General features: G+C 62.1%; 16 protein-coding genes and 1 pseudogene. 11 read left to right on the top strand and 6 right to left on the bottom strand.

All coding sequences use genetic code 11. The features are described 5' to 3' along the window. Window positions 1-377: 377 nt before the first annotated feature. Window positions 378-1,985, top strand: a complete 1,608-nt coding sequence (locus tag HBF25_RS13570; RefSeq protein WP_166949271.1) for an ABC-F family ATP-binding cassette domain-containing protein — start codon at window positions 378-380, stop codon at window positions 1,983-1,985. Window positions 1,986-2,197: 212 nt separating this feature from the next. Here the strand turns inward: HBF25_RS13570 and HBF25_RS13565 are convergent, their stop codons facing one another. The 6 genes from HBF25_RS13565 to HBF25_RS13540 form a co-directional block, all read right to left on the bottom strand. Next, window positions 2,198-4,030 carry a glycoside hydrolase family 35 protein gene (locus HBF25_RS13565; RefSeq protein WP_166949269.1) on the bottom strand — a complete coding sequence of 611 codons (1,833 nt, stop codon included), beginning with the start codon at window positions 4,028-4,030 and terminating at the stop codon, window positions 2,198-2,200. A gap of 12 nt (window positions 4,031-4,042) precedes the next feature. Next, the gene (locus HBF25_RS13560) at window positions 4,043-7,036 is read right to left on the bottom strand and encodes a TonB-dependent receptor domain-containing protein (protein WP_243853230.1); all 2,994 of its coding nucleotides are present in this window, start codon (window positions 7,034-7,036) and stop codon (window positions 4,043-4,045) included. Window positions 7,037-7,166: 130 nt separating this feature from the next. Beyond that, a complete protein-coding gene (locus HBF25_RS13555) occupies window positions 7,167-9,125 on the bottom strand; it encodes an enterotoxin (RefSeq protein WP_208392576.1) in 1,959 nt (652 codons plus the stop codon). 22 nt (window positions 9,126-9,147) lie between these two features. After that, window positions 9,148-10,071, bottom strand: coding sequence for a 1-phosphofructokinase family hexose kinase (locus HBF25_RS13550; RefSeq protein ID WP_166949268.1), 924 nt, complete (start codon window positions 10,069-10,071; stop codon window positions 9,148-9,150). Continuing rightward, on the bottom strand, window positions 10,068-10,997 hold the full coding sequence (locus HBF25_RS13545) for a PfkB family carbohydrate kinase (protein ID WP_166949266.1): 930 nt from the start codon (window positions 10,995-10,997) through the stop codon (window positions 10,068-10,070). Before HBF25_RS13545 ends, HBF25_RS13550 begins: the two co-directional genes overlap by 4 nt. Continuing rightward, window positions 10,994-12,178 carry an SIS domain-containing protein gene (locus HBF25_RS13540; protein ID WP_166949265.1) on the bottom strand — a complete coding sequence of 395 codons (1,185 nt, stop codon included), beginning with the start codon at window positions 12,176-12,178 and terminating at the stop codon, window positions 10,994-10,996. Before HBF25_RS13540 ends, HBF25_RS13545 begins: the two co-directional genes overlap by 4 nt. Window positions 12,179-12,256: 78 nt before the next feature. On the opposite strand from HBF25_RS13540, the gene HBF25_RS13535 reads away from it, so the two are divergent. From HBF25_RS13535 to HBF25_RS13490, 10 genes and pseudogenes are all read left to right on the top strand, one after another. Then, window positions 12,257-13,162, top strand: coding sequence for a class I fructose-bisphosphate aldolase (locus HBF25_RS13535; protein WP_166949264.1), 906 nt, complete (start codon window positions 12,257-12,259; stop codon window positions 13,160-13,162). A 10-nt stretch (window positions 13,163-13,172) separates the two neighbouring features. Continuing rightward, a complete protein-coding gene (locus tag HBF25_RS13530; protein ID WP_341778080.1) occupies window positions 13,173-14,399 on the top strand; it encodes an amidohydrolase family protein in 1,227 nt (408 codons plus the stop codon). Between the two features lie 9 nt (window positions 14,400-14,408). Then, window positions 14,409-15,212: a transcriptional repressor AgaR gene (gene agaR, locus HBF25_RS13525; protein WP_166949262.1), complete on the top strand. Its 804-nt coding sequence runs from the start codon at window positions 14,409-14,411 to the stop codon at window positions 15,210-15,212. 273 nt (window positions 15,213-15,485) lie between these two features. Continuing rightward, window positions 15,486-20,123 (top strand): RHS repeat-associated core domain-containing protein, encoded by a 4,638-nt coding sequence (locus HBF25_RS13520; protein WP_166949261.1) that lies wholly within the window; start codon window positions 15,486-15,488, stop codon window positions 20,121-20,123. A 739-nt stretch (window positions 20,124-20,862) separates the two neighbouring features. Beyond that, window positions 20,863-21,165, top strand: coding sequence for a hypothetical protein (locus tag HBF25_RS13515; RefSeq protein WP_166949259.1), 303 nt, complete (start codon window positions 20,863-20,865; stop codon window positions 21,163-21,165). A 144-nt stretch (window positions 21,166-21,309) separates the two neighbouring features. Further along, window positions 21,310-22,107, top strand: a complete 798-nt coding sequence (locus HBF25_RS13510; RefSeq protein WP_243853229.1) for an RHS repeat-associated core domain-containing protein — start codon at window positions 21,310-21,312, stop codon at window positions 22,105-22,107. 508 nt (window positions 22,108-22,615) lie between these two features. Further along, window positions 22,616-23,329, top strand: a complete 714-nt coding sequence (locus HBF25_RS13505; protein ID WP_166949257.1) for an RHS repeat-associated core domain-containing protein — start codon at window positions 22,616-22,618, stop codon at window positions 23,327-23,329. Window positions 23,330-23,337: 8 nt separating this feature from the next. Next, window positions 23,338-23,550, top strand: a complete 213-nt coding sequence (locus HBF25_RS13500; RefSeq protein WP_166949255.1) for a hypothetical protein — start codon at window positions 23,338-23,340, stop codon at window positions 23,548-23,550. A 100-nt stretch (window positions 23,551-23,650) separates the two neighbouring features. Further along, the gene (locus HBF25_RS13495; protein WP_166949254.1) at window positions 23,651-23,947 is read left to right on the top strand and encodes a hypothetical protein; all 297 of its coding nucleotides are present in this window, start codon (window positions 23,651-23,653) and stop codon (window positions 23,945-23,947) included. 435 nt (window positions 23,948-24,382) lie between these two features. Further along, window positions 24,383-25,045, top strand: a pseudogene (locus HBF25_RS13490) (transposase); the annotation flags it as partial.

Raw genomic sequence — 25,045 nt, 5'->3', positions numbered from 1 at the left:
TTTACGTGCCGATGTTGCCCCCGCTTCCGCGGGGCCTCCCCTGACGGGCGTGCCTGCCTGTGTCTGCCCGCCCCCTGAGCGTCTAGCAAATAGCGGGCCATCGGCGTTGAGTCCTGCCATGCGCCGTTTTTCCTCGGCACGGGCCGGGGCGGGAAGCTGTCCGCGGACAACCTACGGACGGGTGACGGACAGGAACACCATCCAGGCGGGACACGGGCAACCGCGGCACCCACCAGGGCGGCAGCGCCTGCGTGGTACCATCCCGCCACCATCCTTCCCATAGAGGTACTCGTCCGATGCGCCAGTGATGCCGCCGTTATCTACGGCCAGGAAGTCCGCCCTCGCGGGCGTCTTTTCGCATCCCTGGAATTCATCGCATGACGACCCTCCTGACGCTCGACAGCGTCTCTTTTGTATTGCCAGATGGCCGCTCGCTGTTCAGCGGACTGGATCTCTCCTTCGATACCGCGCCTACCGGCCTCGTCGGACGCAACGGCGTCGGCAAGAGCGTGCTCGCGCGTCTGCTGGGTGGCCTGCTCGTGCCCACGAGCGGCTGCATCGTGGCGCACGGCGCGGTGCATTACCTCGCACAGGACATACCTCGCGACCCGGGACTCACCGTTGCGGATATCGCCGGCCAGGGCGTGATCCTGCGCGCACTGGCCCGTATCGAAGCGGGAAGCACCGACCCTGCCGACTTCGATGCCGTGGGCGATCAATGGGATGGCTTGCGTCGTCTCGATGACGAACTGGGGCGGCATGGCCTTGGCTATCTCCACGGCAGCACTCCGGCGACGTCACTCAGTGGCGGCGAAGCCACGCGCGTCGCCCTGGCCGGCGCGTTCCTGTCCGGTGCCGACATGCTGATTCTCGACGAGCCCAGCAATCATCTCGACCGGGCATCGCGCCGGGCCCTTCTTGAACGCCTTGCCGAGTGGAAACAAGGCCTGATCGTCGTCAGTCATGACCGTACCCTGCTGCGACGCATGGAGCGCATCGTCGAGTTGTCAGGGCATGGATTGCGTGTCTACGGCGGCAACTACGACGATTACGCCCAGGCCCGGGATGCAGAGCGCGACACCGCGTGGACACAGCTGACCCAGCGCAAAGCCGAGCGCCGACGCGAAGAACGATGGCTGCGCGAGCGCAACGAACGGGCCGAGCGACGTCAGGCACGCGGTGCGAAAGACGGAAAAGAAGCCAACCAGGCTCCTATCCTGCTCGGGCGACGGAAGGAGCAGGCCGAGCATTCCACCGCTCGCCTGCGTGTGCAGAACGAGCGCAGTCGTGAAGCGCTGGACCAGCGGGTGCGCGATGCGGCTGCGCGGGTGGATCAACGCCCTGCATTGCACATGACGGCAACGGTGGCGCAGAGTGGCCCGCAACGCGTCGCCGTGCTGGACGACGTGGAACTACCCTATCTTCGCGGTGCTCTGCAGCGGATCTCGCTGACGATACAGGCCGGTCAGCGTATCGGGCTGGTCGGTAGCAACGGTTCGGGCAAGTCCACCTTGCTGCGTGTGCTGGCAGGCCAGATCCGGCCAGTCAGCGGCACCTGCCACATTGCCGTGCCCATGGCGTGGCTGGACCAGCATATGGAGGGCCTTGATCCTGACAGGTCGCTCGTCGACACCGTGATGGGGGAGCAACCCGGCATGGATGAAGGCGCGCTGCGCAGTCGCCTGGCACTGATGGGGATCGATGCGCATGCTGCCACCGCACCGTCGCGGGCATTGAGTGGTGGGCAGCGGCTTGCAGCGTGTCTTGCGCGCGGCATCCTGGCTGATCCGCCGGTACGCTTACTGTTGCTGGATGAGCCGGGGAATCACCTGGACCTGCCGGCTATCGAGGCGCTGGAGGAGATGCTCCGTCAGTACGACGGGACGCTGGTCGTCGTGTCGCATGATGATGTGTTTCTTGAGCGTATCGGGTTGACGCACCGGCTTGAGCTGGGGAGTCATGGCTGCAGGGTGGTGGTGGTTTGATGTGTGGGGTCAGGCGTTATCGCGCGTGATGCGCATGGCTTCATTCGCCCGCTGCTGTCGCGCGCAGGGCGCGCTCCTACACATACGCCCTGTAGGAGCGGGCCTCGCCCGCGACCGGTCTTTGCGAGGGACTGTCGCGCGCAAGGCGCGCTCCTACAAATCTCCCTGTAGGAGCGGGCCTCGCCCGCGACCGGTTTTCGCCAGGAATGTCTTCAGTGGGTAGCGAAAATGGGATCAGTCAGACCGGCGAGATCGGCCGGCCCCCTCGCCCCCATCTCCAGCACCACCACATCGTTGTGGCCCTTGCGCAACCACTCGGCGGGAACGAACAGCGTCTGTTGCGGGCCGATGTTCCAGTAGCGCCCGAGGTGATGCCCGTTGATCCACACGTGCCCCTGCGAACCCGCACGCATGTCGAGGAAACTCCCGCCGGCAACCTTCGCCAGCTCAAAGCCACCATGCAGGAATCGCGGTCCCTTCGCGTCCGTACCCGGATGGAACGGCAGCGCCGACAGATCGTTCAACGGCAGCGGATACACCTGCCAGTTCGACAAGGTGTCCTTGCCGATGGTCACCTCGTGGCGCAGGCCCTTGTACTCATCCGGCACCGCGGAGCCGAAATTCACCCGGCCCATGTTCTCCACCAGCAGGTCGAGCGTATCGCCCGACTTCAACGGCGTGTCGAGGGTGCGCTGGTCGAGGCGACGATCCAGCGTGCCACGCGGCTCGCCATCGACCAGCACCGTCGCCAGATCGCGGACCGGGCCAAGATCGAGCTTACCCGTGACGTTCGTATCCAGGCGCTTGCGATACAGGATCAGGCCATGGTTTTGTCCAAAAGCCTCCATCGAACGCACACGCACCGATGACTGCGGCTTCGATAGGGCAGGCAGCGCATCCAGCAACGATACCGACGTGTCGAGCTTGAACGACGCAATAGCCATGGTCGGCGACGACGCCGGCAGCTTCGCCAGCGTCTCTCCCGGATTCAGGTGCGCGCCGATGAGCTTGCGCAACGCCATGTACTTCGGCGTAAGACGCCCCGCCTCGTCGATGGGCGCATCGTAGTCGTAGCTGGTGGTCACCGGCTTGTAGACGTGGTTTTCCTCGTTGGCGCCGGCCATCCAGCCGAAGTTGGTGCCACCGTCGACCATGTACAGGTTGAACGACACGTTGTTGTCGATGAACCAGCCCACGGCGCTGGTGGCTACGGCGGCCGTGCGGGTCTGGTGCGGCTCGCCCCAGCGGTCGTACCACCCCGACCAGTATTCACCGGTCATCTTCGGGTGACCGGCCAGATATGGCGCGGACTCGTCGAAGGCTTGTTTCGCATCGGCCGCATCGCCGTCGAAATTGATCACCGGCAGCAGGCCCGGCAACGTACCCGGCTCCATGCGTCCCGGGCCCGGCCCGTTCGACATGAACAGGGGCACGTCGAAGCCCGCGGCCACGATCTGTTTGTGGATGGCTTCGAGGTAGTCACGGTCTTCACCGTAGGAACCGTACTCGTTCTCCACCTGCACCATCACGATGTTGCCGCCGTGGCTGGACAACAGGGGTTCCAGTTCCTGATGCAGCCGCTTGAACCACGCATCCGTGGCCGCAAGAAAACGCGGATCGTAGCTACGCACCCGCAGGCCCGGAGTACGCAGCAACCACGCAGGGAAGCCACCGAAATCCCATTCGGCGCACACATAGGGCCCCGGGCGCAGGATCACATCGAGCCCTTCCTCTTTCGCGATGCGAATGAAAGAGGCGATGTCGCCGTCGCCCGAGAAGTCGAACTTCCCGGGCTCCGGCTCGTTGACGTTCCAGAAGGCATAGGTGGTGATCGTGTTGAGGCCCATGGCCTTCGCCTTGCGCAGGCGATCGCGCCAGGCTTCGTGCGGAATGCGCGGGTAATGCATCTCGCCCGAACGAACCAGCCAGGGCTTGCCGTCACGCACGAAATGATCGCCATCGATCGCCAGCGGCGACCCCGCCCACGACGGCACGGCCATAGCCAGCGCCATGCCAGCCAGCACGCTCACCACCCTACCCTTCATCGCTTGACTCCCCTAGTAGTCGTACGTAACCGAGAAACGGACGTAACGCGGGTCCTGCAGGACCAGCGGCGTACGGTACAACGGATTCGGCGAGGCTGTCGCGTCCAGGTAATAGTGCGGGTTGAGGTTGAACGCCACCTGGTTGTTGGTCACATTGAAGATATCGAGGTGGAAGCCGAGCTTGTTGTCCGCAAAGGCCGGCGCATACTTCACGCCCAGGTCCAGCTGGCGCTGCCAGGGCATGTTGCCGGTCGATCCCGGGGGCGCCGGACGGCCATTGCAGAAGTGGTAGTTGGAGTTGTAGCCGGACGGATCGGTGTTGTCCGGACCGAACAGGCCCAGGCACACCGCAGGGCTTCCCGAGATCAGTGACAGATTGGCGGACACCAGCCACTCTGGGGTGAACTGGTAATAGCCATACAATTTCAACTGATGCTTGTGGTTGTTGCCCTGCAAGCCGCCGCTGTACACCATGAGCGAGGCGAAGTCCCAGTCTTCCGACTGCGACGGCCCATCGGACTGCACGTTCGACTGCGTCAGGCCTTCCGTGTTGCCGTAGCTGCGCGAGAAGGTGTAATCGACGCGACCGTACCACTTGCCGTCGAAGGGATGCTCGAAGAACGTGTCCAGCGCATAGTAGTTGCGCTTCACTTTCGGGAAGCCAAGCTCATCGCGGGTCAGCTTCACGTCATGCGCCGCACCGGCCGCGTCCAGCACCACGAAGGTGTTGCCCGCCCCGCCGTTGATGAGATAGCAGCTGTTGACCGACGCCGCCTGCACACCCTGGGCGCGTGCCGCATCCTTGATCCGATCCACGTCGCAGAAGTCGTCGATGGCGGTACGCAGCACGCGACGCGAGAGCTTCGCGCCGTACACCCACTGATCGCCCACGCTCTTGCTGAAGCCGAGCATGTATTCGTCCTGGTATTCCGACTTGAGTCCCTTGGCGGTGACCGTGCGCGGGTCGGGCAGCACGCCGAAGGCGTTGTTCGCCGAGACGGGGCCGGACATCGGCGTCAGTCCCGTCGGGATGCCATCCGGCGTGATACCCGAGTAGGTGAAGTATTGCGTGGTGCTGGTATACGCACCGGCTGCGCTCAGGGCCGGCGCCAGCGGCGAGCCCAGGAAGTAGCGGCCCACGTTGCCGTACACCTTGAACGAGGCATCGCCGTTCACGTCCCAGCTGAAGCCCAGGCGCGGCGCCCATTGCGGCTTGGTCTGCGCGATATAGGCCTGCCCGTTGGCGTTGTAGTTGGTGAACTGGTCGTTGCGCAGGCCCAGCGACAACAGCAGGCGGTCGTTCACCTGCCACTGGTCTTCCAGGTATTGCGCCCGCTGCCGCGAGCGCACGCTGGCCACCGCGTACGAGACGTTCTTCATCACGTAGTAACCGCCGGCACCGTTCGGGAATGCCGAAGGTGCTCCCACGCCCAGCTTCGGCGCGAGCCCGTTACCCGGATTGGCCGTGTAGCCATATGACCAGGAGTAGCCGGGGCCGGCCGTCCTCGATCCCTGGTCCACGGCCTGGGAATCAAGGTTGTCGATGCCGGCCGTGATGGTGTGGTCACCAATGGCCCAGGCCAGCGACACGCGCAGGTTGGACGAACGGTTGCCCTGCCCGGGATCGTAGATGCTCGACGTGGTCTGGCCCATGGTACGCGGCGAGCCACCGGTATACAGCGGGTTCTGGTTCTGCGTGCCGCTGATATAGGTCAGCCCCGGGTTGTAGCCCACGGGCTGCACGAAGTTCGTCGTGCGCATCTTGCCGTACTGCGCGGACAGCGTGAGCGAATCGGTGAGATAACCGGTGTATTTCGCGGTCCACAGCGTACCGCCGCGCTTGGTTTCGTCCGACTCGCCCAGCAGGTCGCCACGACGCAAGGCGTTGTAGTCGTAGCGGTAGATATCGCCGCTGGTCTGGCGTTTGTTGGCGGCGCCGGTGAGTTCGAGGATGTTGTTATCGTCGATGTTCCAGTCGAGCTTGCCGTACCACTTGGGCATCTTGTACGTGTACGACGTATAGGGGCTGGTGGAGGTCACGTCGCCCAGTCGGGTGCCTTCGCTCTTCGCCATTTCCGCGCTGGCGAAAAAGAACAGCTTGTCCTTGATGAGGGGGCCGCCCACGTAGGCGTCGTATACCGTGTTCCAGGTGCTGTTACGGCTGCGCGGCACATACAGCGAGCCTGCCACCGGCACAGGCGGCAGACCGTTCTGGTAATACGTGTTGTTGTAGGACGCACGCAGCGAGGCCGGGTCCCAGCTCAGCTTGCCGCCGAAATGCCACTCGTTGCTGCCGCGCTTGCCCACCATGTTCAGCACGCCGCCGTCCGAGCGACCGTACTGCGCACTGTAGCCGCCGGTATACACCTGCTCCTGCTCGATGGAGCCATACGGAAGCGTGAGGCCGCCGGCCGACTGCAAGGGATCGGTCGTGTTGAAACCATTGATGTAATACGCGTTCTCGTTGGCCGCCGATCCGCCGAAGCTGATCAGCGAATTGCCCGTGTCACTGGTGAAGCCACCGGCATTGCCGACGACACCCGGTGCAAGCCGCGCCACCGATTCGGCGGAAAAGCCCAGCGGCAGGCGTGCCATCTGCTGCGAAGTGATGACCGTGCGCGAATCCACGCTGGTCACGTCGATGGGCGGCGTGGCATTGGCGGATACCGCCACGCCTTCGAGGTTCTGCGCGGCTTGCGCCTGGAAGGACACATCCGTGGCAACACCCACGCGCAGGCTCACGTTGCCCCGTGACTGCACGGCGTTGCCACCCTTGCGCAGCGTCACGGTGTAGCTGCCCAGCGGCAGCTGTGGAATGGCATAACGCCCACGGGCATCGACCGGCACGTCGCGCTGGAATCCCGTGTCGCTTTCGATATGTACGCTGTCGCCGGCTCCCGGCGCCACCTGGCCGCCAATGCTGCCGGTGGTGGACTGTGCAAAGGCGCCCCCCGCGCCCAACCCCATCGCGATCATCAGCGCGAGCCTACACTTGCGGTACCTCATCGTTTGTCTCCCCAGTGTGGTTGCCCCGGTCGCCCTGGCCGGATCGAGGCAAAAGCCGGCCCACCGCGGCGTCTCCCCCGCGTTGCGATGAGCCAGCGATGGATGCGCTCCCGGAACCGGGAGCGCGGTGCTACGGCGTCAGTTCCAGCGTGAGTACCTGGAACGGTTGGAGCGTGATCGTCTGTGGCTTGTCGGCATCCAGCGCCAGCGCGGGCTGGCCGGCATCGGCCTTCCACGGGCTGTGCGCCTGGAACCGGCGCTTCGCGCCGGGCGGCAGTTCCAGCTGGCGGTCGAGGTCGATCACGGCCAGCTGCGGCTTGTCGGAAGGATTACGCAAGGTGAGGATGGCCTTGGCCGGCGTCCACGACGCCCAGCCGTAGACGTCGAGGCGTCCGGGATCACCGCCGACCCAGTGCGTATCGCGCAGCACACCGGCGTTGTCGCGCGACCAGCGCGCGGCTTCGGCCAGCGTGTCCCAGTCCTGCGGCGTGAGCAGGTCGGGGGTGATGTAAAGCTCCTGCAAGGCCGTGCCGCTGCCGAAGTACGAATGCACTTCGTTGGCGAAGTCATGCCCCGGATCGGCATTGAGCTTGCGATTCTCGCGGGCGTAGATGATTCCGTGCAGCATCAGCGAATTCAGAGGAAACAGCGGGCCTTTCTCCACGATGTTGTGGAAAGTCTCGCGATCCCGGTAGGTGATCCAGCGCTCGCGCTTGCTGCCGACGCCGGTCAGCTCGTCATCCTCGCCATCGCGCCAGATCGAGTCGGCATAGAGCAGCCAGAACGGCGAGGCCAGCGTACCGGTGGTGAGGTTGATGAAGAGGTCGGGCTTTGCCGCACGCAGGTCGTCGATGAGGTGGATCGCGGCATCGAAGTCGCTGTCGAACACGCTGCCCGGGAACACCTTGTTGGCGTTGCCGGTGCCGTCGAATTTGAACTGGTTGATGCCCTGCTCTTTCACGAGGTTCATCGTGACGTCGTGGAAACGCTGGTAGTACTTCGGCCCCGACAAGGCCATGCCGTGGTCCACGATCTCGTAGCCAGCGTCACCCGCACGCTTCGCGCGCTCCTTCGCCGGCGGACCATAGCCACCCCAGGGCGACAGCCACATGCCGGGCGCTGCGCCGTACTTTTTCGCCGCTTCGGCCAGCGGATGGAAGCCGTTCGGGAAGTCCTTGCTGAAGGACCAGCTGCCGCTGCGATCGTCCCAGCCATCGTCGAACAGGAAGGAATCGATCTTCACGCCACGCTTCGTCACCAGTTCGTTGCCGAAGGTGTTGATGCGTTCCACCGCCTGGTCGGCCGTGTACGGCGTGAAGTAGCCTATGTCGTACCAGGAGTTGTAATGCAGGAAGGTGCGATACGGATGGGCGCGTTCGCGCTCGATATAGGTGAGGAAGTCACGGCGCAACTGGTTGTCGTGGGTGGCACCCACGGCTGCCGAATACGTCACGGACTGACCCTTGCGCAAGGGCAGTTCGCGCTCGACCCAGAGCTGCACCTGCGTACCGCCGCGTACCTGGCTCTTCGACAACGGGTTCTCGAAACCGAACCAGTCGTGGCCCGAGACCACCGGGGAGCCGTCCACCGAACCCAGTACTTCGGAGTCGGTCACCTTCGCACCGAGCAGGTCGACGCGACGGATCGGCTCGTCGGCGCGCAGCGCCGTGATGGTGACGATCTCGCGCAGATAGTCGGAACCGTCGCGCTGCACCCATGACAGGTCGATGCGGAAGCGCCCTTCGGCGTCGGTGAAGCTGGCCCTGGCGACCTTGCCCGGCAGGCGTTCCGCTGCGCGGGAGGCTTTCGGGTCGGCACGCAGGGTGCTTTCGACGATCCTGCCGTCCAGATGGAAATCCTTCGGACCAAGCACCTTGTCGTCGGCCAGCGTGATCTGGAACGGCAGCGTGACCGGCAGTTCGCGCGCGTTGATCCGGTCGGTGACCACCACATCGCCCAGATGTCCGTCATCGAGCGTCCAGCGCACCGACATGCCGCCCTTGCCGAAGTCCTCCGCACCCGCCGTGGATGCCAGCGCCATGGCGCAGGCCGCCACCAGCAAACGCAGCCCCTGACTTGCCTTCCCCATCGTGTCTTCTCCCGCTGTGGTTCTATCGATCGATGCGACGGATACGCACGCGCGGCAACAGCTCGCGCACCGTATCCATCTTCACGTATCCCGTTTCGTCGCCCAGCGCGTTTGCCGCGCCGCAGGCCACTGCAAGGCGCAGTGCATCGTCCATCCCTTCGCCACGCATCAGCGCGACAACCATGCCGGCCAGGAAGCAATCGCCCGAACCGACCGCATTGCGCACGCCATCCACATCCAGACGCGCATGCCATATGCCACTGCCGTCGCCACCCACGGCGCCCTGCCCGCCCAGCGTCACGACCGGATGTCTGACGCCACGATCCCTGAGGTCGCGAACGACGTTGGCCGCTGCGTCGCCATCGCCTACGGGACGGCCGACCAGTTCGCCGGCTTCCTGCGCATTGGGTTTGAGCAGGAAGGGCGATGCATTCGCCGCTGCACGAAGCGCCGCACCGCTGGCATCAACAAAGCAAGGCACTACGGCGTCACGCGCCAGGGCAGCGTAGTAATCGGTGCAATAACCTTGTGGCAGGCTGCCGGTGCACACCAGCGCCATGGCCTCGGCCAGCCAGTGACGCAAGGTCTGGTCGAGCACGAGACGCACATCTTCGCCCGGATCATGACCGGCTTCGAGGATTTCGGTCATGCGACCATCCGCCTCGCGAAGGGCGAGACACTGGCGCAGCGCCGTGGTCGTATGCACGCCACGAAAACGTACGCCACGAATGGCAAGCCATTCCTCGAACCATCGTGCATTCGCAGTATCGCAAAGACCCACCAGGGTGCAGGGAACGCCAAGGGCGGCAATGGTCTGCGCCACATGCACGCCCTTGCCGCCGGGGCGCGCCACCGCATCACGGGCACGCTGCACTTCGCCGGGCCGCAACGCATCCAGGTCGATCGTGCGATCGATGGCGCTGTTGAACCCCGCGACCGTGATCATGCCGTCACACCAGCGAGCATCGAGCGCACCTCGGCCTCATCGGCCTGACCTGGCGTGCCGCCCAGTGCGCGCGTGGACAGGGCACCGCAGGCCGCACCCCAGCGCATGCATTCGTCGAGGGGGCGACTGTTGAGCCACGCGTGCAGGAAACCGGCGTCGAAGCTATCGCCCGCCCCCGTGGTATCCATTGCCTTGACGGTGAAGGCAGACACACGATGGATTTCGCCATCCTCGTCAATGCCGATACACCCCTTGGCACCGGTTTTCACGACAACCGTCGGGCACAACGCCGCCAGTTCACGCAATGCGGTCTCTACGTCAGCGGCACCCGTGATCGCCAGCGCCTCCACCTCGTTGGGCAGGAAGATATCGACCAGGGGCAACACATCGCGGATGCCCGCCTGCCAGAGGCCTTCGGGGTCGTAACCCGGATCGAGCGAAACGCTCAGGCCCGCCAGTCGCGCACGGGCGATCAGGTGGGCAAGCCCTTCACGCAAGCGACGCTGAAGAAAATACGACGACACGTGCAGGTGCGAGGCATCCTGCAACGAAGCGTCGGTAACATCTTCCGCCTTCAATGCCGCGATCGCACCGGGATAGGTCACCAGCGCGCGGTCGCGCGCCGACGACAACGCTATGGTGAGACCGGTTTCAAGCCACGGATCGATAATCACGCCCGAGGCATCGATGCCTGCACGTCCCAGGGCTTCGGTGCAATAACGTCCGCGCTCGTCGCCGCCCACGCGGCCCACGAAGCGCACCGGAGCACCCAGCCGTGCCAGCCCCATCGCGCAGATCATCGACGAGCTGCCGGGCGTCTGGCACAGGCCGCTGGCCAGGATCTCTCCGCCGAATACCGGCGGGCTGTCCATGCCCGTCAGGATCAGGTCGACGTTGAGTTCGCCGGCAACGAGGACGGGCTTCACGCGTCCGCCTCCGGAATATGCAGCGCGAATTCGCCCACCACGCGCGTCAGCACGCCTTCGGACGGCGTATCCGGCTTGTGGCCGAGTTGGAGACAGCGGAAGAAGGCCAGCCACTGGCCCACGAAGGTATGCACGAGCAACTGCTGTGCAGGCGGCAGGTCGTAGAGGCCCGGCAGATCGATCGCAAGACCGGACGCGCCGACGAGTTCGGGGTCGATGTCCTGTCCCACCACGACACGCGTGGCGCCCAGGTTCTTGGCGTTGAGTTCGCGCAGCAGGTCGCTTTCGTAGGCGCGCGTCGCGACATCTCCCGACAGGAAGGCCACAAGCAGACCCTTGCGGTTGAGCCACGCCATGGGGCCATGGCGGAAGCCGAGGAAGGTTTCGGCGAGAGTCACGGTGTCGCCGCCACTCATTTCCAGCATCTTCAGCGCCGCTTCGCGCGCAGCACCGAATGCGCCGGCACTGCCGAGATACACGGCGGTGTCGCGCCCGCTGGAGGCCATGGACGCCAGGGCGTCGGCATAGATATCGACCACGCGCTCGGCCAGTGCCGCCACGCCGTCGGCCGGGGCGGCGGCACCCGGCGCCACTTCACTGGCGGCCAGCAGCATGTTGGTGAAACTGCTGGTCATCACCAGGCTGCGGTCGTTGGTGCGCTCGTCGAGCACGATGGCATCCACGCGCCGGTCGTCGGTGTAGCGGGTAGCCAGGGCCCCGTCTGCGTTGCAGGTGATGGCAAGGTGGTGCCATGCCGGCGCATGGGTAAGCACCGCATCCACGGCGCCGACGCTTTCGGGACTATTACCCGAGCGGGCGATGGACACGAGCAGGCCACGCCCCTCGGCCAGCACGCCCACGCGGTGCGTGAGCAGGTCGCCGGCCGGGATGGCACGCACGGGCACGCCAAGCTCGGCCTGGAGCACGGGGGCCACCGCCTCGCCGACATACACCGAGCTGCCCGAGCCGGTGATGACCACGTGCTCGGGGCGGAACGCCAGCACGCGCTCGATCAGCTCACGGTGCGCGACGGCCTGCGAACCGGCCGTCACCCGCCATGTGGCAGGCTGCTGGAGAATCTCGCGCAGGGTGTCGGCATAGCCCAGCTCACGCTGGCGGGCCTCGGGCGCAGCACGCAGCGCGGCGAGTTCGGGAACCACATGTTGAGGTTGGACTGTCATTTGGGCTTGACTTCGGTACGCTTAAAAACGAAAGATAACGAAACTTACGATTGCAGGGTATATCCGAGGAAAACCGACATGCAAGCCTTTTCGACCGAAACCCCCACGCTCGCGAACCTCGACCTGCCCCCCGGCAAGCGGACCCGCCTGCAACGCATTCTCTACGGCCATGGCCCGGGCAACGGCACCCTTCTGGTGCTGCCACTGGACCAGGGCCTGGAGCATGGTCCCACCGATTTCTTCCCCCATCCGCCCGCCCTCGACCCGACCTACCAGTTCCGCCTGGCCGAGGCCGGTGGCTTTTCCGCCATCGCGCTGGGCATCGGCCTGGCTACCAAGTACATGGGCCAGCATGCCGGCCGCGTGCCGCTCATCCTGAAGCTCAACGGCAAGACCAATATCGCCGGTGACGGCGATGCAACCTCGCCGCAGTTCGCCTCGGTGGAAGACGCCGTGCGCCTGGGCGCCGATGCCGTGGGCTATACGCTCTACGTGGGCTCGCCCCGTCAGCACGACGAACTGCGCCAGCTGCGTCAGGTACGCGAAGACTGCGACCGCTACGGCATGCCGCTGGTGCTGTGGTCGTATCCGCGCGGCTCGGCCATCGACGCGAAGGGCGGCAAGGGTTCGCTCTATGCACAGGATTACGCTGCGCGCGTGGCCCTGGAAGTAGGTGCCGACATCGTGAAGCTGCACGAGCCGGACGATCGTCGTGACGGCGCTCCTGCGCCCTACGACACGCTGGTCGAAGACGCAGCCGCACGTACGTCGCGCGTGGTCCGCTCGGCGGGCCGCACCATCGTGCTGTTCTCCGGTGGCGAGAAGAACGACGACGACGCGGCCGTGCTGCGCAAGGTGGAGTTCTACATGCAGTCGGGTGCCACGGGCGTGATGTTCGGCCGCAACATGTGGCTGCGTCCGTTCGAGCAGGCCGTGGCGCTCACCCGCCAGGTGCATGAGATCATGAAGCGTTATCCGCGATAGGAACCGGCCAGTGACCGACGAGCGCCACGACGAAGCCTGGGCCGGCTGCCTGTGCTGCTCCCCGCCTGCGTCCAAAGCACAGGCGGAGGCGGCACGGGCCTCCGGAAAGAACCCGCTCGAAACGGCGCCCGTCGCCGCCGACCTGCGACTGGTGGATTTCGCCCCTCGCAGCATGCTCGGCGGCACGGCCACTCGCGTGGAGGTGCCACGCTTCCCCGTGATCGACGTGCATACCCATCTCACATGGATGCGCAACACGCGCGGCGGCGTGTCGCTTGGCGAAGACATGCTGCAATTCGCCGACCCGGCCGCGCTGCTGCCCCTGATGGACCGCAAGCACATCCGCTGCATGGTGAACCTCACCGGCGGCGTAGGCCGGGGGCTGGAAGACTCCATCGCCCGCTTCAACCATGCCGCACCGGGGCGCTTCCTCACCATGACGGAACCGTCGTTCCATCTGTTCGGCGAGGGCAACTACCCTGCCCTTCAAGCCGATGCACTGGAACATGCCGCGCTGGCAGGTGCCTGCGGACTGAAGCTCCTGAAGACACTCGGCCTGTATCTGCGCGAAGGCATCGACAGCGGCGCGCTGGTGGGCCTCGACGATCACCGCTTCGATCCCATGTGGGAAACCTGCGCAGCCTTCGGCCTGCCCGTGTTCCTGCACACGGCCGATCCGCTGGCGTTCTTCACACCCACCGACCGGCACAACGAACGCTACGAGGAACTGGCCCAGCATCCGGACTGGTCGTTCTACGGCGCCGACTATCCCAGCCATGCCCAGCTCATGGCCGCGCGCGACCGCGTGATCGAACGCCATCCACGCACCACCTTCGTGCTGTTGCACGTGGGCAACCAGGGTGAACGGCTGGATGACCTGGAAGCCACCCTGGCCCGCTATCCGAACACCATGGTGGACATCAGCGCGCGCATCGGTGAACTGGGACGCCAGCCCAGGCGCAGCCGTGCCTTCATCGAGCGCTACCAGGATCGCGTGCTTTTCGGCACGGATGCGGTGCCGCCGCCTTATGGCGATTCGGTGCCGCAGCAGCTGCTCTGCGACGAGCTTTACGAGATCTACTACCGCTTCCTCGAAACCGAAGACGAGTATTTCGACTACGCGCCATCGGCCTCGCCGCCCCAGGGGCGTTGGTCGATCTACGGCCTGGGCCTGTCTTCGGCTATCCTGCGCAAGGTGTACCACGACAACGCCGCGCGCCTGCTGCGCCTGGACTGAAACCACGACATGACCGAACGACGCGGAACGACGCGCCCCACCAAGCTGCTGATCGAGGAACGGCGACGCGCCATCGTCGACCGGGTACGCCAGGAAGGCCGGGTCACCGTCGATGACCTCGTCAGCCGCTATGGCGTATCTGCCGTGACGGTACGCGGTGATCTCGAAGCCCTGGAACTGGCCGGCCTGCTCAAGCGTTCGCACGGCGGCGCCGTGCCGCAGGACGCTTCCCAGCAGGACACGCCGCTTCCGATCAAGGAAACCCGCCGGCTGGCAGAGAAGCGCCGTATCGGTGAAGCCGCCGCGCGGATGATCGGCGATGGCGAGACGATCATCCTCGACTCGGGTTCCACCACGGTGGAGATCGCGCGCTGCATCCGCCAGCGCAAGTGGGGCTCGCTCACGGTCATCACCAATGCGCTCAATATCGCACTGGAACTGAGCGGCCTGCCCAGCGTCCGCGTGATGATGCTGGGCGGCATGTTGCGGCAAACTTCATATTCACTCGTGGGGTTGGACGCCGAACGCGCCCTCTCGCGCCTCTCGGCCGACCGCCTGTTCCTCGGCGTAGACGGGCTCGACGCCACCGTCGGCGTCACCACACCCGATCCACAGGAAGCCTCCCTCAACGCGATGATGGTCAAGGCCTCACGCGAGGTGGTGGCCGTCTGCGACTCCAGCAAGCTCGGCCAGCGCAGCCTCGCGGTGATCGCCCCCATCGCCGACCTGGACGTCATCATCACCGACACCAGCGCCAGCAAGACCCACGTAGCCTCCCTCCGCGACCAACACGTAGAAGTCGTCCTCGTGTAGGAGCGCGCCTGCGCGCGACCGTTTGATACGCTGAGTCACTGAAATAAAGCTGCCTCCCTACCGAAGGTGTGGGAGCTGATCGTCGAGTGACGTGTCTGCCATACCGGTCGCGCGCGAGGCGTGCTCCTACACAGGTGAGGCGTTGGACGTGGTGTCGCGTCAGAAATGCGAACCCGATCACCGCGCAATGGTTCATGCCGAATTTGCGGCCAAGTTCTCTTTTCCCCATTCAATCCAGACTCGTAAGATCTTGCCCTTTTCAGGGAGATCGCCATGCACGGATCGCTACCTCGGGTTCATCCGCGTCTTGTCCGCCTGGGAACCCTGGCGCTTTCCGTCGCCGCCGCGCTCGGATCGTTGCCTGTCGATGCCCAGGAACTGCCCGCCCGCTTCGCCTCAATCGACGACGGTGCGCTGATTCCCTATCTGGACGCCGACGGCCAGCGCCAGACCTTCTACGCGCCCGCGGACAAGATCGAGCTATCGCTTCCGCCGGCGATCGATCTGTTCTGCAGCACCTACGTCAAGCAAGGCTGGAAGTGCGACTACCTGTCGTCGCGTCAAGAAAAATTGACGGATAGCGATGGCATCGGCAGCTATACGCGGCTGATCGCGACGCTGAAGATCACGCCGTCCGATCCGAATCGCCCGCCAGTGATGCAGGAGTCCACGCTCGACGTGGTGATGGTGCGGTCGTGCCCGTCCGGTTCGTTACTGACGAACAGCGGGACCCCGACGACCATGGACAATTACGCCCGCGAATCGGGCCTGGGGCCGACGGTCTGCCAGAGGGTCGACGACATTCCCACCGAGAAGGCGCTGGGCGCACCGGCAGGATCCGTCGGCCTGGTGTGCCCCATCCCCACCTCGCCGTTGCTGGGTAACCCGATCAACCCCTCGACCCTGAGCAAGATCGAGGTGGTGACGGATATCGAGGCACCCGAAGGATCGCCGCTGTCGTTTGTGCGTACCTACCAGAGCGGCGCGTTCCCGCTTTCATCGAACAGGCCCTCGACCGCCGTGTTCTATCCCGCGCCGGCGAACCTCGGCGCACGCTGGCGCCACAACTTCGATCGCCAGCTGGTGCCGCGCCGTGCCTACGATGCCGCGAACCATCGCTACGTTTCCACGGTGTACCTGGTCAGCGAAGACGGGCGGGAAATCCGTTTCATGCCCGCTGGCGGCGGCCGCTACAGCAGTGAGTCGGACGAGCGCGGCAACCTCACCGTCGATGGTGCCGGATGGGCCTACACGATGCCCGACGGCACCGTGGAGCGCTATGACGGCAAGGGGTATCTGGTGTCCAGGCGCGATCCGACTGGTCGCACGCTGAGCCTGGCCTATCGCGATGGTCCACAAGCCGGCTCGGAGCTACTGGTCAAGGTGACGGACTGGCAAGGGCGTGCGCTGGGCATGGATTACGACGGCGCCGGCCGCCTGATCAAGGTGGTGGGTCCGGATGGCGGCCAGGTTACTTATGGCTACGACGAAAAACTCGCCTCGGGCCTGAATGCTGATCTGGTGAAGGCTACCTATCCCGACGGTCGATTCGTCCAGTACCTCTACGACGAACCCGCCATGGGTGGCACGCCCTCCCACAAGCTGACCGGCATCGTGCGCGAGGATGGCGTCCGTTACGCCACCTTCCGCTATGACCAGTCCAATCGCGCCGTATCCACCGAGCATGGTGGTGGGCTGGAATCCACGCGCCTCTTCTCCTATGGCGGTGGCATCATTAGCCGAAAGACGCTCGACGGACTGGAAGAAGGCCTTTTCTTCAAGACCATTTACGGTGTGCCACGCATCGTCAAGCGTGACGAGTCGTTCAATCTTCAGACCATCGACACCAAGACCAACTACCTGGCCGACGGCCGGGTCGATACGGTCACAGATTACCTGGGCGTTCCCACCGCCTATCGCTACGACGCGTCGACCGGCATGGAGTCGGAGCGCGTCGATGCGCAGGGCACACCCGTGGCGCGGACGACGCGTACCACCTGGCATCCGGTGTTCGACCTTCCCGTGCGAATCGATCGCGGCACGGCCTGGACGACGTTTGCCTACGACAGCACGGGTCGTCTGATCGAGCGCACGGAGGGCGGCGTCGCTGATCAGGAGCATCCGACCACAGGCGAGTCGGTGAGCCGAACGACACGCTACGCCTACGGCTCCGATGGCTTGCTGTCATCCATCGATGGCCCCGCCGCAGGCACCCAGGACACCCTGCGTATCACCCGCTATGCCACGAACGCGCCCGAGTGCGCTTCGTCGCCCGCCACCTGCCCCTGGCGAGTCGGTGACGTCAGCCGCATCACGGACGCGATGGGGCTGGTCACGGACTTCCTCGCCTATGACGGTGCAGGGCGTCTGTTGAAGAGTCGCGACGCCAATGGCGTCATCAGCGAGCGCAGCTACGACACGCGCGGGCGCCTGGTCAGTACGACCGTCCGGGCACAGGCCGATGGAGCACCCTCGGCCGCCGATATCGTCCATCGCGTCGAGTACAACGCCAACGGCCTGGTCCAGAAACGCACGGATGCGGACGGAGTCGCCATCACCACAGACTACGACGCGGCCCATCGACCGACGGTGGAGGTCGATGCGCAGGGGCGTCGCCATGAACTGACGCTCAACGGCGTCGGCTTGCCCGTCAAGGAGGTACTCCGCGACGAGGCGGGCGCTGTCGAAAAAGATGTGACGCGAACCTTCGATTCGCGAGGTGAACTCACCCGTGAGAAATCCGCGAACGCGGACCGCTCGTACGTCTATGACGCCAATGGCCGCCTGACGGAACGAAAGTTCGATGTGGGGGCCGAGAAGTACACGCTCGATGCGCTGGGCCGTGTCGCCGTGCTCGCCTACGCTCCCATCCACACCACGATCACGGCCGCCTTCCAGTACGGGGTGTCCGACGATCTGCTGGTGGTCACCGATCCGAAGACGCTGCCAACGAGCTACGCGCGTAACGGCGTGGGTGACGCCATCCGCCAGTCCAGCCCGGATACCGGCCTGACGCAGCGGACCTTCGACGAAGCCGGGAGGTTGATACGTGCCATCGATGCCGACGGTCGAGAGCGTGTGACCGCCTACGACGCGTCGGGCCGCGCATCGACCGTTACCTACGGCGACGGTCGCGTGGAGCGATACACCTACGACATAGCTTCAGACGACTGCGGATCGAACGAGCGGTTTGCCAGGGGACGCCTGTCCTCCATCACCTCGCCGGAGGGAAGCACCACCTATTGCTACGACTTCGGCGGTCGCGTCTCTCGCAAGGTCCAGACGATCAAGGGCATCCGCCTACCGCTGGCCTATACCTACACCCCGGCAGGCCGACTGGCGTCGATGACGCTGCCGGACAGGACGGTGATCGCCTACCAGCGCGACGCCGTCGGCGACGTGCAGTCGATCCGTCGCACCACCGCGTCGGGTACGGCGGATACCGTGGCCGACAACCTGCGATGGACGTCCTTTGGTGCGCTGAAGGAATGGACGGCCGGCGCGCGACGCGTGACCCGTAGCTACGACACGGGCGGGCGCATGATCGCCCAGAACGATGCAGTGGCGGATGGTTTGTCCTACACCCTGTCCTGGAACAGTTCGGACATCATCAACGGCCTCACCGTGGGGTCGAGCAGCGGCACGTACTACTACGATACGCTAGGCCACCTGACCTCGGCGTTTGCGGGTGCGTCGTTCGCGATGTACGAATACGATGCCACCGGCAACCGCACCAAGAGCCAGGTCCTGGGCGGCGGCGGCATGAAGGACACCCTCTACACCTATGCCCCGGACAGTCACCGACTGATGGCCGTCGGCCAGCAACCCCGGACCTACGACGCCGCCGGCAACACCACGAAGATGGGCACGCGCGAGTTTGCCTACGACGGCAGCGGCCGCATGACCCAGGTCAAGGTCAACGGCGTGGCGGAAATGAACTACGCCTACAACCCGCAAGGCCAGCAAGTCGCCCGCTACATCGCCGGACAAACCACGGTCGCGCTCTACGATGAAGCTGGCCACTGGATCGGCGACTACGACGCCGCAGGCCAGCCGTTGCGCCAGATCGTCTGGCTCGGCGACCAGCCCATGGCGGCCCTCGATGGCAACGCGATCAACGATATCCAGGCCGACCACCTCGGCACGCCGCGTGCCGTCGTCGACCGTTCGCGCAACAAGGTCATCTGGCGCTGGAACATCATGGGCGAGGTCTTCGGCGCTGATGCACCGCAGGAAGATCCGGACAAGGATGGGCAGTCGTATGTGCTCGACATGCGTTTCCCGGGGCAGCGGTATGATCGTTATACCGGGCTTTTCCAGAACGGGTATAGGGATTATGACCCTGCTTCGGGGCGGTATGTGCAGAGTGATCAACTGGGGTTGTCGGCTGGCTTAAATACTTATGCTTATGTGGGTGCTAACCCGCTGAGCTACGTTGATCCCTTTGGATTGGAACAAGGGATTGCGTTCCAGGCAATTTTTCAAGCCGACGGTGGGGTCCCGCAAACTTCGGGTTTGGGGAATCATTACTACAACTTGTGGATTCCGTTATGTGCTGGCAGTTGTACGCCTGCTGACGCCTTTAATGCCATGAAGAATTTCTCAGCTCCTGGTGCGCCACCCGCACAAGACGGAAGTCGTGATCTCATGCTAATAGGACTGACAAGTGGAAATCCGATCAATCAAACCGTTGATCCTTGCAAGATGACCATCACAAATGTGACCAAACCCGGCCACCTATTTGGTGGGTCGGTCAACATCTCCATTCAAACGAGAAACGGAGTGGTGGGTGCGCAAGTTGTTGGAACTGGCCTTGGACCGAATCCCATTATGAATCAGCTCATGGGGCCGGTGATCTTTGAAGCTCTTGGATTTGGAGCAAGAGAGTCTCTGGGAGGGCCTGGCCTATGAACATGGCTGCAAAAGGATCGAAACGCCGACTAGCATTTGTTCTGCTTTTGGTGGTTTGGCTATTGAAGTTCATTTTTGGGCTCACCGCTTCCATTGGGCAGCGCACTCCTAACTATCCCGATGCTGTTAGAGGCTTTCCTGTTCAATACATAGGGGATGTGGGGTTTTATGTCGTAGTTCCGGCGGCGTTTGTGCTTCTCAACTTTTTCATGCTTGTGTTCGCGAATAAGTTTCCGAAGTGGATATCGATTATCGTCGCAACACTACAACTCCTCTTACTTCTAGTACTTCTATTATTTAGCACCGGCGGAATTTGAATATGGCGTGCATACCTCTATACACGCGGCAATCCTCTGGCAAGAGTGGACCCTATGGGTCTTCGTGATTCTTGGGGCACTGTTGTCTGTGATGGCCAAGGTGGATTTAAGATCATCAATAAAGATCCGACTTCAACGGCTTCTTGTACACAAAGGCATGAAGAGAGTCACATAGAAGACTTCAAGCGATGGGCGCCAAATATCTGTAAAGGTGCAGAAGAGGGCTATGCACCGGGTCCAGAGCTGGATCGTCGTTCAAGAGACCCCTATTACAACGTACCAAGCTATCCGCTGCAGAGATCTGAATGCAAAGCATATAGAGTTTCGCTTGATTGAGACGCGAAATGCAGTAATTCAGAAGAACAGGTTAAGCGAGATAGAGATCAACTCGACTATTGTCCATGCGATGAAAAGGGGTGGTGATGCTGACTCTTATTTTTGCTTCTTTTTTAGTGATCGGTGAAGCGGATGCAACTCCGAATGAAGAAGGCTGCAGAAAAATGGATTCCAAATTTTACGGGGATCATATTGATGAGGTCAGAAAATTTTTCTTTGAAAATAAACCATCATGGGTAGGTCGAGTGAACGAATCTCCGGGATCAGTTTGTTCCAAGGAGGCACATATCTATGTAGAGGCAAAGCCCGAGTTCAACAACGTAGGGCTCCACTGGATTATCTATATCGATATGAAGAGCGGTGAAATGTCGATAGTGGATGGATTGTAGATTCCTTGCTTTTTACAGTACTGGCTATCGGTTGGCACCGATCATTGGGTAGTGAAGATGAACTGTGCCCACAAGTCGCGTTCTACGACCAAGCCGGCCACTGGATCGGCGACTACAACGCCGCAAGCCAGCCGTTGCGCCAGCATGCCGGCCCTGGATGGCAACGCGATCAACGATATCCAGGCGGACCACCTCGGCACGCCGCGTGCCGTCGTCGACCGTTCGCGTAACAAGGTCATCTGGCGCTGGAACATCATGGGCGAGGTCTTCGGCGCCGATGCTCCGCAGGAAGATCCGGACAAGGATGGGCAATCGTATGTGCTCGACATGCGCTTCCCGGGGCAGCGGTATGATCGTTACACCGGGCTTTTCCAGAACGGGTTCAGGGACTATGACCCTGTTTCGGGGCGGTATGTGCAGAGTGATCCGATTGGGTTACTTGGTGGAGTGTCCACTTATTCGTATGTGGGCGGCAATCCATTGCGCTACATTGATCCAATTGGGTTGGAATGGCAGGCATCTATTGGTTTTGGAGCGACCGGCGCATTTCTATTTGGCGGCCTCGGCGGCGGACTGAACATTAGCGTTACTTCAAATGGCCAAATTTCGTTCTCAGCGACCGGTCAAGCACAGGTCGGGCTAGGCGCCTATCTTGGGGCTGGATTCACTGGCGGTGTCAGTCATACCAAATGCAATGGCATCGCAGGATCTTCAAGTAGCACCACGTTGATAGCGGAAGCTGATGCCGGATATGGACCATCCATAGGCGGCTCTATTACGTATGGTGGACGGCAGGACGCCGGCGCCTCAACTGGGCTTGGAAAGTATGGAGTGGGAGGAGGGGTATGGGCAGGAGTTGGCGCTTCTCGCACGTATACATATACAACACCAACAATTTCTCAAATGAAGACATCAGTACAAAATTGGTTTCGATCATGGTAGTAGTCGGCATACGCTCCCGGTGTTTGTCATCGTGAGTCCGCGCCATTTTTAAAAATTATTTGTAGCACCCTAGGTGAGTAAAATGAGCGCACAGTCCGTACCGGGTTTCAGGGAGGCCATGGAAAAGCACTGGCGCTCCTTTGTTCCTGCGTGGTTGTTCCCGATAGCTTTCTTTTATGGCGGAAAGCTCGCCGATCAGATGGATCACCCAGTCTTGTTCTTTTTCGTTGTTGCCATGCCGCTATTTTTTTGGAGTTATAGTCGAGCTTCTGGTACGTGGAGAAGACAGGAAATTAGTTATAGACACGCAGTGCTCATGGGACTGGTCGTACCATTCGCCATCTGGGTCACTGTGATTCTGATTCAATCGGAGATCATTAGCTCTCGAGGCCCATAGTCAGTCACTTTGGATGGAAACGCGATCAACGACATCCAGGCCGACCACCTCGGCACGCCGCGTGCCGTCGTCGACCGTTCGCGCAACAAGGTCATCTGGCGCTGGAACATCATGGGCGAGGTCTTCGGCGCTGATGCACCGCAGGAAGATCCCGACAAGGATGGGCAGGCGTACGTGCTCGACATGCGTTTCCCTGGGCAGCGGTATGATCGTTATACGGGGTTGTTCCAGAACTGGTATAGGGACTATGACCCTGCTTCGGGTCGGTATGTGCAGAGTGATCCGATTGGGTTGATGGCAGGTGTTTCCACCTACAGTTATGCACACTCATCATCATTGTCTACTTCTGATCGCCTAGGTCTTGATGACAGTCAATGCATGTTCAACCGAGAAGCTTGTGGATGGCCTTCACCCGTGCAAAAGCACACCAATGCCTCTTTTGGAATCGGTGAAACCGGAGCAGCTGCCCTTGCTATCCAATCAAGCGAATTTGGCATTGCATTTGACTCAACTCCAAACATGTGTTTTTACGCAACGGTATGTGGTTCAGTTGGGACTGGCATTGGAGCTGGTGGTGCCGTGGGTATTACCGCTTCTTTAGGAACAGGGGCACTGAGTTCTGGTCAAAACGATACCGCCCAATTTGGGTTCGATACTGGCGATGTAGCTGTGGGTGGAGCGACAGTCCAATATGATCCTATGGGTAAGCAAATCGCGGTTGCCAGAGGGTTCGCGGGTGTCGGTGCTGGCGTATGGGCCGGCGCTATGACGTGCACAAGTCACTATTACTGTGCCAGACAAGATTCATCGTCGAACTGCAAATGAGGCCTTATATGAAGGATGTCAATGTAGTAAATATAGTTCGCCGCGATCCAAGAATGCTCGGTCTTCGAATCGGGCTGCTTGGCATTTCTATCGGATTTGTCGGATTTCTTTTTGTGATAGCCGGATTAATGTACGTCGGCGCATCAATTGCTGTGATTGCACTTGTAATAGTGTTCATCGGGTTTGCAGTGCATTTTTCTAAGATGCGCTATCGCAGATAGGCTGAGGTGTGTTCGGAAGCACGAACTATGATAATCGTTTTGGTCATGGCGGCTTCGGATACTATTGACGCCCTTCTCCGAGCGGCAGGTAGAGAATGTCATGACACCTGAACTTTGGCGTATGACGGCTGGCGCGTGTCTTGTGATAGTAGATATTTACATTTACGTCCGGAGCAGACATTCAAGCGCAGTGGTCGGTCAACTGGTCAAATGGGCATGTGTCGTCGCTTTTTTCGCGTTTGCTCTTTGCGCAGGATCGTTGATGGTTATTTTTACTCAGGCGTGGATTTCTCCCAAGCCTAACTTATCACTGGTGATCTATCAGATCACGGCGGTCGCTTATTTACTGTCCAGCGGCGTTGCGATTTTTTCCTGGTTGGTGAATAAATTTCGCTGAAGCCATGAACAAGCGCTTGATTGCTCGACTCATGCAGAAGCACGCACCCGGAATCAAGTACTCAGGAGTATATTTCTTTTGCGGAGCATACGATCACGTCCTTCAAGGAGTTGTTCTCGAGTACGTGCCACGAGGGCTCTATGTGTGGCGCTTTCGATTCCCTCTATTTGATTTCGCCGGTCCAAATCTGGCTTACAGCGACCGCCTTGCCGAAGGGGCATTCATTGGTAAGGGAGAGATGTCTGAGGAGTCTATCGTTGAGTACGTAATGTCGTCCCCTGAGGGAAGGGACGCATTCGGAAAGCAGCGACGTCCCCCCAGATTTGAGTAGTGCCCCGGTTTCGAGTCCAATTCCCCACGAGAAGGAGATTGGACGTGAAGAAGCGCTTTTCCGAAGAACAGATCATCGGCTTCCTGCGTGAGGTCGAAGCCGGCATGCCGGTCAAAGACTTATGCCGCAAACACGGCTTCAGCGAGGCCTCGTATTACCTGTGGCGGAGCAAGTTCGGCGGCATGAGCGTGCCCGAGGCCAAACGGTTGAAGGACCTGGAGGCGGAGAACAGCCGCCTGAAGAAGTTGCTCGCCGAGCAGCTTCTGGAAAACGAGGTCATCAAGGACGCTCTGCGAAAAAAATGGTGAGCGCACCGGATCGGCGTGAGCTGGTGCGTTACTTGGTCGGCCGGGAACTAAGCGAGCGCCGTTCGCTGGCGATTGCCGACATGAGCGCAAGCGCCTATCGCTACGAGCCGCGCCCCGACCGCAACGTCGAACTGCGCGAGATGATCTGCGCGCTGGCGAATCGCCATAAACGCTATGGCGTAGGCATGATCTATCTGAAGCTTCGCCAAGCCGGACACACGGTCAATTACAAGCGGGTCGAGCGCCTGTATCAGGAAGCTAACCTCCAGGTGCGGAAGCGCAGGCGAAAGAAAATCCCGCCGACCCAAAGGCAGCCGCTGCTGCGCCCGGCGGCTGCAAACGAGGTCTGGTCGATGGATTTCGTGTTCGATCGTACTGCCGAGGGCCGCGTCATCAAATGCCTGACGATCGTCGATGATGCGACGCATGAGGCCGTCGCCATCGAAATCGAGCGGGCCA

The organism is Luteibacter anthropi (assembly GCF_011759365.1).
In the GTDB taxonomy this organism is placed as follows: domain Bacteria; phylum Pseudomonadota; class Gammaproteobacteria; order Xanthomonadales; family Rhodanobacteraceae; genus Luteibacter; species Luteibacter anthropi.
This window is presented reverse-complemented; position numbering and strand designations above follow the sequence as displayed.

What these genes read in the sequence shown, in the direction of transcription:
- HBF25_RS13515 (WP_166949259.1), top strand. Translation starts at nt 20,863, where the DNA reads ATGCTGACTCTTATTTTTGCTTCTTTTTTAGTGATCGGTGAAGCGGAT.
- HBF25_RS13565 (WP_166949269.1), bottom strand. Translation starts at nt 4,030, where the DNA reads ATGAAGGGTAGGGTGGTGAGCGTGCTGGCTGGCATGGCGCTGGCTATG.
- HBF25_RS13495 (WP_166949254.1), top strand. Translation starts at nt 23,651, where the DNA reads ATGACACCTGAACTTTGGCGTATGACGGCTGGCGCGTGTCTTGTGATA.
- HBF25_RS13560 (WP_243853230.1), bottom strand. Translation starts at nt 7,036, where the DNA reads ATGAGGTACCGCAAGTGTAGGCTCGCGCTGATGATCGCGATGGGGTTG.
- HBF25_RS13555 (WP_208392576.1), bottom strand. Translation starts at nt 9,125, where the DNA reads ATGGGGAAGGCAAGTCAGGGGCTGCGTTTGCTGGTGGCGGCCTGCGCC.
- HBF25_RS13550 (WP_166949268.1), bottom strand. Translation starts at nt 10,071, where the DNA reads ATGATCACGGTCGCGGGGTTCAACAGCGCCATCGATCGCACGATCGAC.
- HBF25_RS13570 (WP_166949271.1), top strand. Translation starts at nt 378, where the DNA reads ATGACGACCCTCCTGACGCTCGACAGCGTCTCTTTTGTATTGCCAGAT.
- HBF25_RS13535 (WP_166949264.1), top strand. Translation starts at nt 12,257, where the DNA reads ATGCAAGCCTTTTCGACCGAAACCCCCACGCTCGCGAACCTCGACCTG.
- agaR (WP_166949262.1), top strand. Translation starts at nt 14,409, where the DNA reads ATGACCGAACGACGCGGAACGACGCGCCCCACCAAGCTGCTGATCGAG.
- HBF25_RS13500 (WP_166949255.1), top strand. Translation starts at nt 23,338, where the DNA reads ATGAAGGATGTCAATGTAGTAAATATAGTTCGCCGCGATCCAAGAATG.
- HBF25_RS13510 (WP_243853229.1), top strand. Translation starts at nt 21,310, where the DNA reads ATGCCGGCCCTGGATGGCAACGCGATCAACGATATCCAGGCGGACCAC.
- HBF25_RS13540 (WP_166949265.1), bottom strand. Translation starts at nt 12,178, where the DNA reads ATGACAGTCCAACCTCAACATGTGGTTCCCGAACTCGCCGCGCTGCGT.
- HBF25_RS13520 (WP_166949261.1), top strand. Translation starts at nt 15,486, where the DNA reads ATGCACGGATCGCTACCTCGGGTTCATCCGCGTCTTGTCCGCCTGGGA.
- HBF25_RS13505 (WP_166949257.1), top strand. Translation starts at nt 22,616, where the DNA reads ATGGGCGAGGTCTTCGGCGCTGATGCACCGCAGGAAGATCCCGACAAG.